Source organism: Bacillus sp. AFS055030 (assembly GCF_002574545.1).
Classification (GTDB): domain Bacteria; phylum Bacillota; class Bacilli; order Bacillales; family Bacillaceae_G; genus Gottfriedia.
In genome coordinates this window covers 32,746-52,825 of sequence record NZ_NUGT01000022.1, presented here as the reverse complement: position 1 = coordinate 52,825, position 20,080 = coordinate 32,746, and the positions used below count along the sequence as shown (strand labels likewise).

Annotated in this window: 18 protein-coding genes; all 18 read right to left on the bottom strand. The window is 34.7% G+C overall.

Translation table 11 applies throughout. The features are described from left to right. Window positions 1–304: 304 nt before the first annotated feature. Window positions 305–1,786: a lysine--tRNA ligase gene (gene lysS / locus CN925_RS10720; RefSeq protein ID WP_098846241.1), complete on the bottom strand. Its 1,482-nt coding sequence runs from the start codon at window positions 1,784–1,786 to the stop codon at window positions 305–307. A gap of 134 nt (window positions 1,787–1,920) precedes the next feature. Further along, window positions 1,921–2,919 (bottom strand): tRNA dihydrouridine synthase DusB, encoded by a 999-nt coding sequence (gene dusB, locus CN925_RS10715; RefSeq protein WP_098846240.1) that lies wholly within the window; start codon window positions 2,917–2,919, stop codon window positions 1,921–1,923. Between the two features lie 30 nt (window positions 2,920–2,949). Then, complete coding sequence (locus tag CN925_RS10710; RefSeq protein WP_098846239.1) at window positions 2,950–3,150, bottom strand: helix-turn-helix domain-containing protein; 201 nt, start codon at window positions 3,148–3,150, stop codon at window positions 2,950–2,952. Further along, on the bottom strand, window positions 3,102–3,599 hold the full coding sequence (gene folK / locus CN925_RS10705) for a 2-amino-4-hydroxy-6-hydroxymethyldihydropteridine diphosphokinase (protein WP_098846238.1): 498 nt from the start codon (window positions 3,597–3,599) through the stop codon (window positions 3,102–3,104). Before folK ends, CN925_RS10710 begins: the two co-directional genes overlap by 49 nt. Further along, window positions 3,596–3,958, bottom strand: coding sequence for a dihydroneopterin aldolase (gene folB / locus CN925_RS10700; protein ID WP_098846237.1), 363 nt, complete (start codon window positions 3,956–3,958; stop codon window positions 3,596–3,598). The genes folK and folB overlap by 4 nt, the downstream gene beginning before the upstream one ends. Next, complete coding sequence (gene folP, locus CN925_RS10695) at window positions 3,951–4,793, bottom strand: dihydropteroate synthase (protein ID WP_286138324.1); 843 nt, start codon at window positions 4,791–4,793, stop codon at window positions 3,951–3,953. Before folP ends, folB begins: the two co-directional genes overlap by 8 nt. Continuing rightward, window positions 4,790–5,662 carry an aminodeoxychorismate lyase gene (gene pabC / locus CN925_RS10690; RefSeq protein WP_098846236.1) on the bottom strand — a complete coding sequence of 291 codons (873 nt, stop codon included), beginning with the start codon at window positions 5,660–5,662 and terminating at the stop codon, window positions 4,790–4,792. Before pabC ends, folP begins: the two co-directional genes overlap by 4 nt. After that, complete coding sequence (gene pabA, locus CN925_RS10685; RefSeq protein ID WP_098846235.1) at window positions 5,659–6,246, bottom strand: aminodeoxychorismate/anthranilate synthase component II; 588 nt, start codon at window positions 6,244–6,246, stop codon at window positions 5,659–5,661. The genes pabC and pabA overlap by 4 nt, the downstream gene beginning before the upstream one ends. Continuing rightward, window positions 6,243–7,661 (bottom strand): anthranilate synthase component I family protein, encoded by a 1,419-nt coding sequence (locus tag CN925_RS10680; protein WP_286138323.1) that lies wholly within the window; start codon window positions 7,659–7,661, stop codon window positions 6,243–6,245. Before CN925_RS10680 ends, pabA begins: the two co-directional genes overlap by 4 nt. Window positions 7,662–7,782: 121 nt before the next feature. Further along, window positions 7,783–8,703 carry a cysteine synthase A gene (cysK, locus tag CN925_RS10675; RefSeq protein ID WP_098846234.1) on the bottom strand — a complete coding sequence of 307 codons (921 nt, stop codon included), beginning with the start codon at window positions 8,701–8,703 and terminating at the stop codon, window positions 7,783–7,785. A 154-nt stretch (window positions 8,704–8,857) separates the two neighbouring features. Continuing rightward, complete coding sequence (hslO, locus tag CN925_RS10670; protein WP_098846233.1) at window positions 8,858–9,733, bottom strand: Hsp33 family molecular chaperone HslO; 876 nt, start codon at window positions 9,731–9,733, stop codon at window positions 8,858–8,860. A 13-nt stretch (window positions 9,734–9,746) separates the two neighbouring features. Next, a complete protein-coding gene (locus tag CN925_RS10665; RefSeq protein WP_098846232.1) occupies window positions 9,747–10,511 on the bottom strand; it encodes a type III pantothenate kinase in 765 nt (254 codons plus the stop codon). A gap of 253 nt (window positions 10,512–10,764) precedes the next feature. Further along, window positions 10,765–12,681: an ATP-dependent zinc metalloprotease FtsH gene (gene ftsH, locus CN925_RS10660; protein WP_098846231.1), complete on the bottom strand. Its 1,917-nt coding sequence runs from the start codon at window positions 12,679–12,681 to the stop codon at window positions 10,765–10,767. 81 nt (window positions 12,682–12,762) lie between these two features. After that, entirely contained in the window at window positions 12,763–13,302 is a 540-nt protein-coding gene (gene hpt, locus CN925_RS10655) for a hypoxanthine phosphoribosyltransferase (RefSeq protein WP_098846230.1), read from the bottom strand. Window positions 13,303–13,311: 9 nt separating this feature from the next. Continuing rightward, window positions 13,312–14,694, bottom strand: coding sequence for a tRNA lysidine(34) synthetase TilS (tilS, locus tag CN925_RS10650; RefSeq protein ID WP_098846229.1), 1,383 nt, complete (start codon window positions 14,692–14,694; stop codon window positions 13,312–13,314). A gap of 72 nt (window positions 14,695–14,766) precedes the next feature. Next, window positions 14,767–15,894, bottom strand: a complete 1,128-nt coding sequence (locus tag CN925_RS10645; RefSeq protein ID WP_098846228.1) for a protein kinase domain-containing protein — start codon at window positions 15,892–15,894, stop codon at window positions 14,767–14,769. Next, the gene (locus CN925_RS10640) at window positions 15,863–16,597 is read right to left on the bottom strand and encodes a VWA domain-containing protein (protein ID WP_098846227.1); all 735 of its coding nucleotides are present in this window, start codon (window positions 16,595–16,597) and stop codon (window positions 15,863–15,865) included. Before CN925_RS10640 ends, CN925_RS10645 begins: the two co-directional genes overlap by 32 nt. Window positions 16,598–16,676: 79 nt before the next feature. Then, the gene (gene spoIIE / locus CN925_RS10635; RefSeq protein WP_098846226.1) at window positions 16,677–19,151 is read right to left on the bottom strand and encodes a stage II sporulation protein E; all 2,475 of its coding nucleotides are present in this window, start codon (window positions 19,149–19,151) and stop codon (window positions 16,677–16,679) included. Window positions 19,152–20,080: the final 929 nt, after the last annotated feature.

The window sequence follows — 20,080 nt, the reverse complement described above, 5'->3', positions numbered from 1 at the left end:
TGTTTAGTTTTCAAAGATCACTTTATCGCTCTTTAGGCGACTTAAACATCTTAACATTTTCTTTCGAATGTTGTCAATGTTTTTTTAAAAGTTTTTTTCGTTGTTGTTTCGAATTAACGTGACAACGTTTAATAATATAACACCTATAAAAACAAAATACAATACCTAAATTTAAATTCTTTTTATTCAGATAGTTTATAGCAGATTCCAATAAATAAATGATGTCCTTATTCTTTTAAAAAGATACATCAAATCATAAAAAAACTGGCTAAAAGTATTCCTTTAGCCAGTTAATTATAAAATCTTATTTATGTCTCATTAATGGGAACAGTAGAACGTCACGGATTGAAGGAGAATTAGTTAGCAACATAACTAATCGATCAATACCTATTCCAAGACCACCAGTTGGTGGCATACCATGTTCTAATGCTTCGATGTAATCATCATCCATCATATGTGCTTCATCATTACCAAGCTCACGTTCTTTTAGCTGTGCTTCAAAACGTTCTTTTTGGTCAATTGGATCATTTAACTCTGTAAATGCGTTAGCATGTTCACGCGCCACAATAAATAACTCAAAACGATCAGTAAAACGTGGATCGTCAGCATTCTTTTTCGCTAGCGGTGAAATTTCAACAGGGTGACCATAAATAAATGTAGGTTGAATTAATGTTTCTTCAACTTTTTGTTCAAAGAATTCGTTAATAATATGACCAACAGACATATTCTCGTTAATTTCAACATTATGTTCTTTAGCATATTCTCTTGCTTGCTCAACTGACATCTCTGGCCAGAAATCTACTCCACAAGCTTCTTTAATCGCATCTACCATATGAAGTCGAGTCCATTTTGGCTCTAGGTTCACCGTATACTCACCATAAGGAATAGTTGTAGTACCTAATACTTCTTTAGCAATATGAGCGATTAGATTCTCAGTAAGTTCCATGATATCAGCATAATCAGCATAAGCTTCATATAATTCAATCATCGTAAACTCTGGGTTATGGCGAGTAGAAATACCTTCATTACGGAATACTCGACCAATTTCATAAACTTTTTCAAGTCCACCTACAATTAGTCGTTTTAAGTGTAGCTCAATTGCAATACGCATATATAATTCCATATCAAGCGCGTTATGATGAGTGATAAATGGTCTTGCAGAAGCTCCTCCTGCAATAGCATGTAACATAGGAGTTTCAACTTCTAAATAACCTTGGCTATCTAAATAACGTCTCATAGATTGGATAATTTTACTGCGAGCAATAAATGTTTGTCGGCTGTCCATATTCATTAAATCTAAATATCTTTGACGGTAACGTTGCTCAACATCTTGTAAACCATGGAATTTATCAGGAAGTGGCAATAACGCTTTTGAAAGGAATGTATATTCTTTAACTTTAATAGATAATTCCCCTACATTCGTTTTGAATACCACACCAGTAACACCTACAATATCACCTAAATCAGTAATATCAAAGATTTCATATTGTTCTTCGCCTACAGCATCTTTACGTACATAAATTTGAACTTGTCCATTTAAATCTTGAACATGTGCAAATCCAGCTTTACCTTTACCACGTTTAGTCATTACTCGACCTGCAAATGAAACAACAATTGCTTTTTCTTCTAATTCTTCCTTAGAAAACTGGTCAAATTGTGCTAATAGATCACTTGAAGAATGTGTGCGCACAAACTTCTTACCGAATGGATCGATACCTTTTCCTTCAAGTGTTTTTAATTTCTCCCTACGTATAAGGGCTTGATCATTTAATTCTTCGTGACTCATTTTCTCAACTCCACGTCATTATTCAATAAATATTTAAATACAATATGATTTTAATAGAAAAACTGCCAGTAATTCGATCTGGCAGTTTTGTTTACTATAACTTATTATATTTTGTCAAGTTAAACCTGTCAAACTTACAAAGCTTGAGCAGCTTTCATTTTTACTTCCACTTCATTAACGTATGTTGTTAATACTTCGACCATTTGAGCACGAGTACTAACTTCATTAATTTGATTACGGACTAATGCAGTACCTTTCAAGCCTTTTAAATACCATGCAGCATGTTTTCTCATTTCCATTACAGCTACATGTTCATTTTTCAAATTAATTAATCGATCTAAATGCAATAAACATACATCAATTTTTTCACGCGGTTCTGGTTCTGGCATTAACACTCCAGATTCCAAATATTTAACTGTACGATAAATCATCCATGGATTCCCTAATGCAGCTCGGCCAATCATTACGCCATCACAGCCTGTTTCGTCTAACATACGCTTGGCATCTTGAGGAGTCTCTACATCGCCATTACCGATTACCGGAATCGAAACCTGATTTTTAACTTCTTTAATCCAACTCCAATCAGATTTCCCTTCATACATTTGATATCGCGTTCTTCCGTGGATTGCAACTGCTTTTCCACCTGCTGCTTCAACTGCTTTTGCATTATCTACTACATAAATATGATCATCATCCCATCCAAGACGCATTTTAACGGTAACTGGTTTACTTACATTCTGTGCTACAGCATATACCATTTCATGAATTTTATTAGGGTCTAAAAGCCATTTAGCTCCTGCGTCTACTTTTGTAATCTTAGGAACAGGACATCCCATATTAATATCAATAATATCTGCATTCGTATTTTCGTCAACGTACTTAGCAGCTTCAACTAATGTTGATTTTTCACCACCAAAAATTTGTAAGCTTAATGGCTTTTCACGTTCATCCATATAAAGCATATTTAATGTCCTTTTATTATTGAGGAGAATAGCTTTATCACTTATCATTTCTGCGCATACTAAGCCTGCACCAAATTCTTTTACAATTAAGCGGAAAGCAGAGTTACAAACTCCGGCCATCGGTGCTAATACGACGGGATTCTTCATCTCGATGTCACCAATTTTCAGCACATCCCATCCTCCTTCTAATACAATTTAAATCTATATTGATAATTCCTCGACACTCACCTTTAATTGTTTTGCACATTCATGCAAAAACTGTTCTGTTGGCATACGATTTCCTCGCTCAACTTCACCTAACACTGAAACAGAAACTCCAAGGTTTTTTGCAAAGCCTTCTTGGGTATAACCTTTTAATTTTCTAAAAGCCCTAATCCGTCTACCCCACTTTTCAGCTTCCATAATCGAACTCCTTTATCCTCTAAAAATTTAGTTTCAACCTTAATTGTTTGGTTAATTTCTTTTAAGGGGATTAATACAAAGCTTCTTTCAAACATTCTTGGGTGTGGTATTCTTAGGTGCTCAACTTCTATATCTTCGTGATTATAGAGTAAAATGTCAAGGTCTATTGTTCTTGGACCCCAACGCAACTCCCTTTTTCTACCAAGAAAATGTTCAATTCCTTGTGTAACATCAAGTAATTGGTGTGGTGTCAAATTGGTAGAAATTTTAATAACAAGATTTAGAAATGGATCTTGGTCAACGTATCCTACTGGGTCTGTTTCATAGATAGAAGATATTTGTTCTACTTGAATATCGGGATGATTCGCTAATTCCCTAATTGCCTTTGTAAGAAAACCTTCTCGATCGCCTATATTCGTTCCTAAACTTAGAAATGCTTCATTTTTCATATGCGACCTCTTGTTATTTCAACTGCTACAAAATCATAATGTCCTGGTATTGGTGGATCTGGTTTTACGACTTTTACAGTACATTGTTGAATTAAATTGTATGTAGTTAATATTTGTTTGGCAATTTCTTCAGCTACTGATTCAACTAAATCATAAGACTGACCTTGAACTACTTCTTGGCAGGTTTTAAATAAGTCTGCGTAACTTACTGAATACGCCAAATCATCCGTTTCTCCTGCTTTTTTTGTGTCTAATTCGACAATTAAATCAACATTAAATCGTTGCCCTAATGTTTTCTCCTCTTTAAATACACCATGGTATCCATAAAATCTCATACCTGTTACATAAATTTTATCCATTTTTTACTCCTATCTTTAACATCGCATCCATCATTTTAGTCATACGAGAAATCGCTAATACATCGTGTACTCGCACGATTTCACAGCCTTTCGTAATACCTAAACAGACTGTAGCCCCTGTACCTTCCATTCGTTCATGTACTTCAGTTCCAAGAACCTCCCCAATGAACCTTTTTCGAGAAGTACCAAGTAACACTGGGTAATCCAATGCTTTGATTTGCTCCATTTGGTTTAAAACTTCTAAATTCTGCTCAGCTGATTTCGCAAAACCAACACCTGGATCTAATATAATCATTTCGTCCTTAACGCCTGCACGTTTTGCAATCTGAATACTTTCTACTAAATCACAGACGAGATCGCTCATTAAACTATAATAGTTTTCATCTGTTCGATTGTGCATTAAGCAAATAGGTACATTGTACGCTGCAGCCACCTCAGCAATTTTGGGATCTTTCTTTGCTCCCCACACATCATTAATGATTGTGGCTCCTGCTTCAACTGCTTGCTTTGCTACTTCAGATTTATATGTATCAATTGAAATTGGGACATCAATTTCTTTAGCTAGCGCTGTAATAATTGGAACTACTCTTCTTAACTCTTCTTCTACATCAACTGTGGCAGCACCTGGTCTTGTCGATTCCCCACCAACATCGATAATTTTTGCTCCATCAGCAATTAACTTCTTTGCATGTTGAATTGCTAATTCAATTTCGTTGTATCGACCACCATCAGAAAATGAGTCCGGAGTTACGTTTAATATCCCCATCACAATTGTTTCATTTTGAATTGGTAATGAGTAATTTCCACAAATCAAAGGTTTCGTTGCTCTTCTCACACTTGTTCACTTCTTTCCATTTCATTCATGCTTAATAAGGTTTTTCGGTAAAGCCTATAATCCTTTTGCAATTCCTTTATTACACTATTTTCACTAACATTAAAGATGCGCTCACCAATTGTAGTAATTGGAATAATCTCTTGAATTGAGTTTGAAATAAATATTTCATCTGCATTTAGCAGCTGTTGCTCCGTGTAGAAGCCCTCTTCAACCGTAATTCCTTTTAATTTAGCCCAATGAATTACAAACTGTCGGGTGATCCCATTTAAGATTCCTGTATCAACATGTGGTGTATATAATCGGTCTTGTTTAATAAAGAAGAGATTTGAAACGATACCTTCTGAAAGAAACCCATCTTTGTTTAAAAAGATTCCTTCTATTCTTGGTGAGTTACCAATCTCTTTTTTCCCGATTATATTATTTAAATAATGATGAGACTTTAATCGCTCTTTTCCTTCAGGAGAGTTTCGAGGGGTATTTAGTATTACCCCTTCTTTCTCTAAAATATTACTTTCATGCATAGGTTTAATAAAAATGATTGTATTTGGATTCGAATATACACCAGTGTATAAGCCTATTTCACCGTCACCCGCTGAAACATTCAAACGGATATACGCATCTTGTAAGTCATTTAATTCAATTAACTGATTTAAAATCGTTTGTATTTCCTCATCTAGCAAATTCCACTCGATATTTAGGTTTAATAACGATTTTCTTAAACGCTTTAAATGATCAAATAATAAAAATGGATGCCCATTGTAAATCCGAAAAGTTTCAAATACTCCTAAACCATATAAAAAGCCATGATCAAACGGAGAAATTTTCACTTCATGATCATTCAAGAATTCTCCATTAAAATATAGTTTCATACTGTACTCCTAGCCGGTTTGTATGCTTGTAAAAAGTTTCTAAGCATTTCTTTACCGAATTGAGACATAATCGATTCCGGATGAAATTGTACTCCTTCAATCGGCAATGTCTTATGTTTTAAAGCCATAATTTCTCCTTCATTCGTCCAAGCTGTTATTTCAAGCTCCTCAGGGAATGTTTCTTTTTTAACGATTAAAGAGTGATAACGTGTCACGTCAATCGGCGAAGGTAAGTCATTAAACAATCCTAATCCTTCATGCGTTATTGCCGATGTTTTTCCGTGCATTAAGCGTTCTGCACGAACTACGTCACCTCCAAATACTTGAGCGATTGATTGGTGTCCTAAGCATACACCCAAAATTGGAATTTTCCCGGCAAAGTGTTCAATTGCTTTTAAACTAATTCCAGCTTCATTTGGTGTACAAGGTCCTGGTGAAATCATCAAATAAGATGGGGCTAATGCTTCGATTTCTTCTAAAGTTATTTCATCATTTCGTTTAACAATTAACTCTTCACCTAATTCGCCTAAATATTGAACTAGATTATAGGTAAATGAATCATAGTTATCAATCATTAATATCATTTTACATTCCCACCCAACTTTGCTTTTTCTTCACTTACTTTCTTAGCTGTCCATAAAGCTTGAGCTTTCTTCAGGCTTTCTAAATACTCATGTTTTGGATTAGAATCAATAACAATACCAGCACCAGCTTGTACAAATGCTTGCTGGTCTTTTGTAATCATTGTTCGAATCGTTATGTTTAACTCCATATCTCCAGTAAAGCTAATCCATCCTACAGAACCTGTATAAATGCCACGCTTGGTTGGCTCTAGTTCTTCAATAATTTCCATCGTGCGGATTTTTGGTGCTCCTGTTATTGTTCCCCCGGGAAATACTGCCTTTAATAAATCAAATGAATCTTTATTCTTTTGTAACTCACCTCTTACATTAGAAACAAGGTGCATTACATGCGAATACTTTTCGATTACTAATAGTTCGTCTACTTCAACAGTGCCATATTCGCATACTCTTCCTAAATCATTGCGCTCTAAATCAACTAACATAATGTGCTCAGCTTGTTCTTTTTCATTTGAACGTAGTTCTTCCATCAGTTGTTGTTCTTCTTCAACTGTTTTACCGCGAGATCTTGTACCAGCTATTGGTCTTGTCCAAACTTCTTGATCACGTTTTGCTACTAATAGCTCCGGTGAGCAACTAACAATTTGAAACTCGTCAAAATCTAAATAGGACATATAAGGTGAAGGATTTATTTCTCTAAGCTGTTCATATATATACAGTGGATCTGTTACCAGCGTCTCAGATTGTAGTACAGATAAATTCACCTGGAATACATCCCCTGCACTAATATATTCTTTAACATTTCCTACAGCATCCGTAAATTTTTGTTCAGACATGTAAATCGTTTTTTCAATCTCTTCGGTAGAAGTTCTTCTAGATAAATCGATTTGTTCTATTTCACTAATGAAGAATTCTTCTAAAGAGTTTAGTTGTTCTTGTGCCTTAACAGCATTATTCACTTCATCGACAACGATAAAATATAATTGATTTTCTTCATGGTCATAAATAACAACTTCATGGAAAATTAATAAATAAACATCTGGAATATTGTAGACATCCTCAGCCATTGATGGTAAGTCTTCAATATAATGGTTACAGTCATATGTGAAATAACCAATTGCTCCACCTTGAAATGGTGGAAGGTCATTTCTTTTTTTTGCAGTGTATTTAGAAAGATATTCTTTTGCTAAATCAATTGGATTTCCTTCATACTCCACTTTCCCCGAGCTAACTTCGACCGTTAATTTATTACCTTTCCCATATAACTTCGCAACAGGATTAGATGCCATAATTGAATACCTACCGTCACGACCACTTTCAAGAAGTACAGCATTCTTTTTCTCTTTTGCCGTTTCTACAAAGTATTTAAAAAAAGGTGTAGTATAATTGATAACTTTTGAAAAGATTTCATAATTCACGTGAATATCCCCCTCTGATAGCACTTCTTTTTTCATTTTACACAAAAAGTAAGAAGTATACATCAAAGCATTTTATGGAAATACAAAAAACCCCTTTGCAGATTGCAAAGGGATTTTAAAATTACTCAAATTGGTATAATGCTGTACTTAAATAACGTTCTCCATTACTTGGAATAATCGCAAGTACTTTTTTACCTTTTCCAAGTTTTTTTGCAACTTGTAATGCAGCACTAATTGCAGCTCCAGAAGAAATACCAACAAGTATACCTTCTTCTTTTGCTACTTTTCTAGCTGTTTCCATTGCATCATCATTTTTGATTTGAACGATTTCATCATAAATATCCGTGTTTAATGTTTCAGGTATAAAACCTGCTCCAATACCTTGAATTTTATGCGGACCTGGTTTACCACCTGATAAAACAGGAGAGTCTTCAGGTTCAACTGCAACAATACTAATTCCAGGGTAAGCTTCTTTTAAAACAGCTCCCGCACCAGAGATTGTTCCTCCTGTACCAACTCCTGAAATAAATGCATCAAGTTGGTCTCCCATTTGTTCAACAATTTCAGGACCAGTTGTTAAACGGTGGACTTCAGGATTTGCAAGATTATTAAACTGTTGTGGAACGAAATAACCATTTTCCTTTGCTAATTCATCTGCTTTACGAATTGCTCCTCCCATTCCTTCAGGGCCTGGAGTTAGAACTAATTCTGCGCCATAGGCACGTAATAAGTTTCGTCTCTCAATACTCATTGTTTCTGGCATTACCAGAATCGATTTATAGCCTTTAGCCGCTGCTACCATCGCTAATCCAATACCAGTATTTCCACTAGTTGGTTCAATAATTGTATCACCTGGTTTTATTAAACCTTTTTTCTCTGAATCCTCAATCATCGCAAGAGCAATACGATCTTTGACACTGCTACCAGGATTCATAAATTCTAGTTTTAAGTATACTTCCGCGCTGTCCTCATCTACTAATCTGTTAAGTTTTACAATTGGAGTTCTTCCGATTAATTCATAAACTGAATTTGCAACTTTCATTCCATCCACTCCTAATCCCTAGTATATTGACCTGTTTAATATACATTATGTAAAAAACAAAAGAATCTGTCAATTACTTTCTCTTATACATAACTTGTATGAAATTCATAATAAATTATGAAAAGAAAGCTCGACAAATTCCTTCAACTTTCACCTACAATTTGTTAATTAGTTCTTTTAATTGTTCTTCTGAATAATGATAAGGTTGATTACAGAAATGACATGTTACTTCTGCTTCTCCATCCTCTTCTAATATTAATTGTAATTCTTGTTTACCAATACTTAAAAGAGCACCCTCAATTCTCTCTCTTGAGCATTGACATTGGAACTTTACATCCATCGTTTCTAAAACTTTCACTTCTTCTTTTCCTAACACTTCATATAAAATTTCTTCTGGAGTTAGGCCTTCCTCAATCAGTTTAGAAACTGGTTTAATCGTTTTTAAACGATTTTCAATTTGAGTGATACATTCTTCACTTGCACCAGGTAAAATTTGAATAATAAATCCACCACTTGCTAAGATTGAATGATCCGGGTTTACTAATACACCAACACCTACAGATGAAGGAGTTTGCTCAGATACAGCAAAATAGTAAGTAAAGTCTTCTCCAAGTTCACCTGAAACAATAGGTACTGAACCTGTGAAAGGTTCTCTCATACCAATATCTTTAACGACTGAGATTGTACCTACAGTACCAACAGCTCTAGCTACATCAATTTTTCCATGCTTATTAAGTTCAGTTTGTACATGCGGATTTTGTACATATCCTCGCACTTCACCTTTGGCATTACTATCGACTAAAATATGACCAATTGGGCCATTACCTTCAACTTTTAAAGTTAATTTTTCATCGCCTTTTAACATAGCACCCATCATCGTAGCAGCAGTTAGTGTACGGCCTAATGCAGCAGAAGCATTTGACCAAGTATCATGACGTTCTTGTGCTTCTTTTACAATATTTGTTGATCTAACGCTGTATGCACGGACTTCACCGTTAAAAGCTAATGCTTTTACTAAATAATCTTTCATATTGTACCCCTTTTTATGAATTTCGTTTATAAATTAAATGTAGACCTTTTAAGGTTAAATATGGATCCATGACATCAATAATATCTGATTCCTTAGATATTAATGCTGCAAGTCCACCTGTTGCTATAACAGTAGGTTCTACTTTCGCTTGAGCTTTCATTCGTTTTACAATCCCTTCAACTTGACCTACATAACCATATAGGATTCCAACCTGCATTGCTTCTACAGTTGTGCGGCCGACAATATTTGAAGGTCTTGAAAGCTCTATACGAGGCAGTTTTGAAGCCTTTGTATATAGAGCCTCTGTTGAAATGTTGATACCTGGTGCAATTGCTCCACCGATGTAATTTTTATTTTCATCTATATAACAATATGTAGTAGCCGTTCCAAAATCTACAATAATCAGCGGGCTTCCGTATTGTGCAATTCCTGCAACCGCATTAACAATTCGGTCCGCACCCACTTCTTTCGGATTATCATATTTTATGTTTAAACCTGTTTTTATACCAGGACCTACGATTAGTGGCTTTTGTTTAAAGTATTTTGTTGCCATTCTTTCCAATGAGAACATAATCGGTGGGACGACTGAAGAAATAATAACCGCATGAAATTCATCAAATCCAATACCCGCATATTCAAGTAATGAACCAATGACCATACCATACTCATCTTCCGTCTTATAACGATTCGTCTCAATTCTCCAATGATGTATTAACTCATCTTCTTGGTAAACACCTAAAACAGTATTTGTATTTCCTACATCGATTACAAATAACATATAATCCACCGTCTCTCCATTTCAAAAATAAAACATTTATTTTATATTTTTTGTCTCAATTACATTTTTTAACCACTTTAAAAGTAATGATAACATAAGTTGATAGTAGTTTAAAAATAGATGCTTTCTGCCGTGCATATAGGTACACATTGATGCACTAAAACACTTCGATGAACTGATTTCCTCAATAGACAAGATCCTATTTTTCACCAATAAACAAAAGAAAGAGTGTCTAGAAAGACACTCTTAATTTTTATTCTGTGATTTTAGGCTCAGTTGGCTCATCATTCTTTTTAGATATGTTGACTTTAACCTCATCTTTTGAAGTTGGAGATGTAGGAAGAGTGCCTTGTTCCCAAAGACTCTTAATGCCTTTTGCATCTAAAGTTTCAACTTCTAATAATGTGTTAGCAAGCAAGTCTAATTTATCGCGATGCGTCTTAATAATATCAGTTGCTTTTGCATAACACTCTTTAATGATTGTTTGGATCTCTACATCGATCTCATAAGCAATTTTATCACTATAATTTTGTTCATTATTAAAGTCTCTACCAAGGAATACATTTCCTCCTTGAGATTGACCAAACTGTAATGGACCTAGTTTATCGCTCATACCGAACTCAGTAACCATACGACGAGCAATACCTGTTGCACGTTGGAAGTCATTATGAGCTCCTGTACTTACTTCACCAAATACCACTTCTTCAGCAACACGTCCACCAAGTAGACCTGTAATTTTATCAAGTAATTCCGGTTTTGTCATAAAGTAACGATCTTCTTTTGGAAGCATTACTGCATAACCACCAGCTTGACCACGAGGTACAATTGTTACTTTATGAACCATTTCAGCCTCATCTAACACTTGGCCAATAACCGTGTGTCCAGCTTCATGGAACGCAACAATTTTTCGTTCTTTTTCAGATATAACTTTATTCTTCTTAGCAGGACCCGCAATTACACGGTCAGTTGCTTCGTCAATATCAAGCATATCGATTTTCTTTTTATCACGTCGAGCCGCAACTAATGCCGCTTCGTTTAATAAATTCTCTAAATCAGCACCAGAGAAACCAGGAGTTCTTTGAGCAATCGCTTTTAAGTCTACCTCTGGTGATAATGGTTTATTTCTTGAATGAACTTTTAATACTGCTTCACGTCCTACTACATCAGGACGATCTACCGTAATCTGTCTGTCAAATCGACCTGGTCGTAATAACGCTGGGTCTAGAACATCAGCACGGTTTGTTGCAGCGATGATGATGATACCTTCGTTAGCACCGAAGCCATCCATTTCAACAAGTAACTGGTTTAATGTTTGTTCACGCTCATCGTGACCTCCACCTAATCCAGCACCACGTTGACGACCTACAGCATCAATTTCATCTATAAATATGATACAAGGAGCGTTTTTCTTCGCATTTTCAAATAAATCACGAACACGAGAAGCACCGACCCCTACAAACATCTCAACGAAATCAGAACCACTGATTGAGAAGAATGGAACTCCAGCTTCTCCTGCAACAGCTCTTGCTAATAATGTTTTACCTGTTCCAGGAGGTCCTACTAATAGTACCCCTTTAGGAATTCTTGCACCTAATTCAGAAAATTTACGAGGATCCTTCAAGAACTCTACTACTTCAACAAGTTCTTGCTTCTCTTCATCTGCACCTGCAACATCTTTAAATCGCACTTTCTTTTTCTCGTCATTATAAAGTCTAGCTTTGCTCTTCCCAAAGTTCATAACACGGCTTCCGCCACCTTGTGCCTGATTCATTAAGAAGAAGAACAGAATGAAAATAATAACAAATGGAATAAGTGAAGTGAAGATTTGCACCCACGCACTTGTTGTTTCAGCTGGATTCCAATTAGCCTTTATTTTATAGTCAGCAACTGCTTTGTTAACTATTTTTGTCGTTTCGTCACTAATTGGTACTTGAGTTTGGAAAGATTCGCCTTTTTTTACATCTGTAAAGTGACCTCTTACTATGTACACTCCATTTTTAGGTTGGATAGATGTTAAACTGCTAACATCTCCTTTTTGTAACTTAGTATAAAATGTATCGTAACTTACTTTCTTAACTTGAGATTCTGGCCCATTAAAATATGTAACAACACCAATCACAACTAAGAAGATTAATATGTAAAAGACTGTATTACGGAAAATTCGATTCAATTCCAAACCTCCTCTCTTTCAATTTAATTACTTTATATAGTAGCATAGTTATACCATGTAAACAAACGAATAAAACTTGACTTATTTCGTGTAAACTTCAGGCTTTAAAACGCCAACATACGGCAGATTTCGATAACGCTCAATATAATCTAAACCATATCCTACTACGAAAGCATCTGGTACTTCGAAACCAACTAAATCAGCCTCAATATTTGCTTTACGTCCGCTTGGCTTATCTAATAAAGTAACGATTTTAACCGAATTAGCTTTGCGATGTTTAAATAGTTCAACTAAATAATTTAAAGTTAGACCACTATCAATAATATCTTCTAGAATGATTACATCTCTTCCTTCTACAGAAGTATTTAAATCTTTTACAATTTTTACTTCACCAGAAGAAACTGTGCTATGTCCGTAACTAGAAACATCCATAAAATCAATTTCGATATATGTATCAATATGCTTGATAAGATCAGACATGAACGGAAGAGCTCCCTTTAAAACACCCACTACTAGTGGAAAACGGTCTTTGTACTCTTCAGTTAGTACTGCACCTAATTCTACTACTTTTTGTTGTATTGCCTCTTCACTTACTAATACTTCTTGAATGTCTTGTTTCATTTTTTCCTCCTAGAAACTCTTAGAAACCACCTGTATTGCAATGAGTGACTCATCTGTCGAAAAATTTCTTTCAAATGCAGATTTCTTTACGAAAGGTACCCATAATATATTATTTTGACTATCCGTAATTATTGGCCATTCATCACGTAATGATTGTTTCATTTTTTCATCAATAAATATATCTTTTAACTTTTTTGACCCATTCATACCCTTTAATGACATTCGATCACCATTCTTTCGATTCCGTACAATGAGTGGAAAAGAAACATCCTTGATAGAACAAATAAACGTGTCTTTTTTTGGTTCATAACTTTTTAATTCAACTTTTATTGAAAAACCATTTGGTAGTTCGTAAACACCAGGCCCATTAATAGAAATAGTATAATCCTTCACATTCAATTGTTCGAATGTAAACGTGCATTCATTATATGAGCGTGTGACAAAAAGTCCTTCAGGTAAATGCTGCTCCCACGTGGATTTTTCATTTCGTAATAAAGTCAGAATTGAATTAAGATGCCCTTGTGTCAAGCCTTTAGGGATATATAGGTAGACATATTCTAATATTAGTTGAATACATCTCCTTTGTAAAGATATAGGCATATTTAAAAACTGTTTAACATCAATAGTGACTGCTTGCTTTTCTTTATTTTTAATAACTGTATTCATTGCGTCTTCAGTTAATTCCATTAAATATAGTTCATCTTCTAATTGCTGTCTGCTAAACTGCTGGAATCTTTTGTGTGCAGTTGGATTTTCTTCAAAAATAAAAGGTAGAATATGATGTCTAAATCGATTTCTTGTGTATGCATCTTTATCATTACTTGGATCTTTTCGAGGAATAATACCTTGTTCGAGACAATATGTAGTTAATGCTTGTTTTCTTAAATCTAAAAATGGACGAATAATTTCGCCCGTACTAAAAGATCTCTTTTCCCTAATCCCAGCGTAACCGATCTGCGAACTACCTCTTGTTAACCTCATCAAAATCGTTTCAACTTGGTCTTCTCCATGATGACCTAACGCTAAATAGTTCGCTTCGTATTTCTTCATCGTTTCATCAAAAAAACGATATCGACATTCCCTTGCCGCCAATTGACCACTTAATCCCGTTTCATCGATATATTGATTTACGTTTATACTTCTACCTTCAAATTTAACGTTATTTTGGAGGCACCAGTTCTTAACATATTCCAAATCATCTAGAGATTCTTGTCCTCTAAACATATGGTCTACATGTGCGATTATAATCGAAAACCCATAGTCTTCTCTAATTGATAATAAAGAGTGAGCTAACGCCATTGAATCTGGACCTCCAGAAACACCGATCACAATTACACTATTTCTAATAATATTGTTTTGTTTTAGAAATTCCTTTAATTGATTAATTACCATTTATCTATACTCCTAAATGAAAGTAAAATTCATATATATATGTTACCATTCACACTATTGGAGTACTATAATTTACATTTGATAATAAAAATATAATGCATAAGCCAAGCCCATTAATATGAGAATGGTCGATGTTTCGAACCAATGAATCCTTTTCTTCTTTTGCTTTACTTGGACATTGTTCCTTGATCTTGTCTGTGTCGATTGATTAGATTTTTGATTCTGACTAGTTGAATTTCTAGATTGATTTGCTGGCTGACTATGTTTGTTTGATTGTGATGTTTGATTAGCTGTCTGATTTTGCTTTTTTGATTGCCTTGTTTGATTCATTGAATTTGTTTGTGCTGTAGTAGTTTGAACCTTTTTACTCTTCTTCTTTTTTGTAGCATTTATCAATTGCTCATACATTAATAGAGCCTGTTTCATGGCATTTGCACTAACATACTCACCTTTTAAACCTTTCATTAGAAACTCTTTATATGGAATAAGGGTTTGCGTTTGACTAATTACTTGTTCCAATTGTTTTATACCTAGTCCATTTTTTAAAAATTGCTTTTTACAATGCAAGTGGATAAAAATCATCGTAACAGCAAATAAGTCATAGGAAACTTCTGCTTTTCTAGAACCTAAGCCCCAGTAGCCACGATCAAAGAACTCCGTAAACTCTTTAACAGCACGGCCAATTTGAGTAACCCCTCCAAAATCGATCCACTGGATTTTATTCGGCTCTTTCGTAACTAGTAAATTGTCTGTTTTTAAATCTCCAAAAATATAGCCCTTATGGTGCAATTTATCTAACAATGATAAAACTTGTATGATAAAAATACTACTCCATTCCATTCCGTTTCTTTCAATAAATTTTGGTAAACTTACACCATTTACGTATTCCATAACATAGTAATAGTAGCATTCATTTGTACCTGGATTTATATAGTCATCTACATCGATAAAAGAAGGCCCAAGGAATGAATCCTGGACCTGTGTGATTTTTTTTAAAACATTTACTTCATTCGTGATATTAGTAGAATCTTTACTTAGTTTAATAGCAACATCTCCAGTTTTTCCAGAAGCTAGATAAACTGTTCCATTTGCTCCATTTCCAAGTAAACTCTTAATTTCGTATTTGTTTTTATTCCACTTTCCAGTAATGTGAGTCCCAGGCGCTAAATTAATCTGCCCATTCAATTGATTGTTCATCATCACCATTAATACCTCTATTGTAGTTTTGTTCATTAAAATAGTTTAAAGCCTCACGTAAAGCAGGACCAGTTGGTGTCATACCACCCATCGTTAACTTAGGAAAAATTGTATTTAGTTTTTCTAATTTAGGTGTCCAATCTAATAATTTGTCTACATCATCGTGTTTCCCAGGAAATATGAATAATGAGTAGGCATTTTCTCCTGTTCTTGAGTTTAAACTAATTTGTAAATCAAATAATGATTCCTTAACAGTTTCTAGCTTGTCTTTCATACTAGCACTCGTATCTACTAAAATAATAACTTCTAACCCTACAGTTTCACCGATGTCCTCTACAACCTCATATACCTCTTCTCGCTTTGAAGGAGGGAGTGATTCAATCGAATTGCTATTGCCTAAAATTTGCTTTAATTCTTTATTAACAAATCCTTGAATTGTTTGTGTCATCGCTTTTCTAGTAACCATTTGGACTGTTTGAGAAAGTTGCTTTGTATAAACGACTTGGCTAATTCCCCCACCTGCTCTAGCAATCTCCTCGATTTCCTTTAAACCGTCGCCACTTTGTACATTTTCATCTAATATTCCAATTACATTTACAGTAATACCATATTCTTGTGCCAGGCTTGAAACAGCTAACGGATCTTCACCATGGTTAGAATATCCATCAGTTATTAGTAGAATTTGTTTTAACTTTCCTTTATACATAGAAAATCCCCTCCGCGTAAAAGTTGTTACCATTTTGTCCAATTACGGGAGGGGATAAACCTTTATTTATTTTATTTTACTATGCCATCGCACTATATGATGAGATAGACGACCATTCTGGCAAGTTTCGTTTAACAACCGCAACCACGACCGTCATATCATCATTAATATCACCTGTATTCGAACGAATTACTTCCTCCAGTAACAGCTCTGCTACTGATTGTGGATCATCTGTTTCAAATTCACTTATTTTACGTTTCATCCACATTTCGTAATTTTCAACATGTTTTGGTCCTTCAAAAATACCATCACTCATCATAATTAATAAGTCTCCAGCTTTTAATTGCTCACTTACTACTTCTACATCAAATTCATCAATAATCCCGATTGGCAAATTACTCCCTTCAATCTTAATAACTTGCTTGCCTCGTTTCACAAAACTTGGCGACGAACCAATTTTTAAGAACTTTGCTGAAGCATCGTGTAAATCAACCATTGCTAAATCCAATGTAGCAAACACTTCCTCAGTAGTACGTAAAGATAGAATCGAGTTAATCGATTTAATAGCGACTGTTTCTTCAATACCTGAGTTTAATATTTTTTGAAGTAGTTTTAGTGTCTCATTACTTTCAATATGTGCTCGCTCTCCATTTCCCATTCCATCACTAATTGCAATAGCATGCTTTCCTGCTCCTACATCCATTATTTTAAATGCATCTCCTGAAATAAAGCCTCCACCTTTAGCTGCAGTTGCAACCCCGGTTTCAATAACAAAGGCTTTATCTGATCCAAAAGTAACTAAGTAATTACCTCCATTTGGTATTGTAGCTGCCTCTTCTTTTAATACAACAATTGTCTCTTTTAAAATATCTGATAGAATCGGCGCGATTAACTTTTGGCATTCACCATACTCGTTTTCAAACGGTATTAATATATCTATATCAATATTACCTTGCTCTAAGTTATAAATTTCTACTTGGCTAACGTCAATTCCAAAGTTTAATAAAGCCTGTAAGATTTGATCTTCCTGTAATTGATGGTTTTCTTTTTCTCGTTGAATTTCTTTTGCAAAATCGACCATAACTTTTGAAACCCCGCGCAATTGCTCTGCCACTAATCTTCTACTTTCTTGCACTTGTTTTTTAAGTCTTTGATTTGCACGGAAGTAGAAAACCTCTTGCTTCATCAAATCTGCCATTTTTGAAGAACGTTGGCAATATTTTTCCCACTCTCTCATAAATTGGCCATTTTTAATGAGCTGATCCTTTTCAACTAAATGCATCATATTTTCCATGTATTGATATGTTCGGTCTCCGTTGTTTGACCAGCAATGGTCCTTTTTCATACAACTATTACAGCACTTGTTTGAAATACTACAAATGAACAGTTCTTCATCAGTTAATTCGTCTTCAATTTGTGCATACTGACTAGGCTGTGAAAAACTTGCAGATAAAGCTTCAAACACGTTTGAAAATTGAGTAATTCGATTAGCTGTCAAATCTCTGATTTTACGCAAGTATTGTTGTTGATCTGTAGAGTGTTCTTCTGTTCCCGGTACTAGTTTAGCCAATTGTTTTAGTAGGAATGATGGGGTAATTAAGAATAAGACAATCGCAATCACAGATTCAATGATTGAAAAAATGATATCTGACTGTTTCTCAGCATAAAAGCTGATTAGGCATGTCCCTATTAATAGTCCGGCTGCCGCACCTAATCTTTTTCCTTCTTTAAGAAGGCCACCAAGTAGGCCAGAGAATGCTAATAGACTCATTTGATATAGACTTGAAACACTGGCTAGACTTAGTATAAGACCCGTTACAACTCCTACTGTACAACCGACCGTTCCACCCGCTACAAAGGCAAATAGCAAGACAATATATCTAGTAACGATATGCTGAATAGATAAATCTTGAATATACCAATCAGTTGTCCCCGTCACAACCGAAGCTAAAAGAATAACTAAACATACGATTTCTTCAACACCTAAAAGCTGTTTTCTTTTAGGAACCGCAAGTAAAGGTACACTTTGGAAAAAGATCATCGTTAAAATAAAACTCAACCCTGCTTCAACTGAAGCCATCAAAACATCATACATCAGAACTTCTTGTTGAAAAGCATATGCAATTAATAGGTGACTAATAAATACGGATAAAAAAACTTGAAAAGGTACAAGACCTATATAATGTCTCTTAACTCTAGCGAAGAATATATTAAGGATAAAAAATAGGATAATTGTGGCGAATGCATAACTAACCGTTTCAACTGACACAGTTAATGAACCGATCATAAGAGCAACAAAGGCTATTCCTGTTCGCTCGCGCTTCATCATATAAACTGAGGCAAAAAACGGTAATACAAACGGGAGTATATGAGATAGTATCAACGCTCGTCCTAATAAAAATCCCGTTAAAAAGATTAGTAGCCCAAAGTCAAAGAATGCTCGCTCTAATTTGGATTTAATTGATTTAGAAGATTGCCGAAATACTGATTGAAATCCATTCGTAGGGACCAAGCTTGCTGAAGAATTAGAAGATCCTCTTTGTAGTTTCGTCATATTTCCACCTCATCCGATTTGGTTTATTGAACATATTTTAACTTGTCCAATTGAAGGAATATGTCAAAATGACAAAGGCAAAAAAAAGTTTTCTTCGACGGAAAAAGCATCTACGTACAACTGTTTTACAAAATATGAGGAAAGCTTGCAGCATAATTTCTCTAATAGGGTAAAAGAAACGCAATTATTAAATTTTATGTCAATCGAAATTCAGAATAAAGAGAGAACAGTTGGAATGAAGAATAGGATTAAGAGGATGGATACATGTTCCTAGAAAAAAGTTTATGTAAAATGTTAGGTGAGATGACCATTCACTTCATCCAATATAATTTCCAATATCTAATACTGATGCGCTAGAACTATCTTTGATCGAAAGCGCTTGAAGGACTTAAATCCAAAAGCGTTTCTTTTTATGACTTTTGTATGATTCGTTATTTATTCAAGAAACCATTTGACTCGTAATATGCAAAACAATTGAATACTTCATTTTGCCAGTTTTATAACGTTTTTATTACTCGGTTAAATTTTGGAATATCAATTTCTTTTACTTCTTAGTAGAACGATTCGATTGCTTCTTTCGTTTTAAGAATATCCTTCGATTCATTTTCTTTACCCTTTTACTGGTTTCCACTAACGCTTCATGAACAACAGCTTCAAATGAAAGGCTCATGCCCATGATGACAATTTATTCCCTTGAAATCTGACAAACCTTCTAATTGCTGTCATATGAGATACCCCGAAAATCTCGCTCGTTTCATTAAAACTTTACTTTAAATCGCTATGATCGATTGAGCCTTTTTTATAGCTGGAGACAAACGAATTGCTTTCTAAAGAAGAGCTTACCACATTTACAACCATAACAACGTCTTATATACCAACTCTCAGGGCAAAAAAAAAAACGCCTAGCCTCTCTTAAAGAGACTAAACGT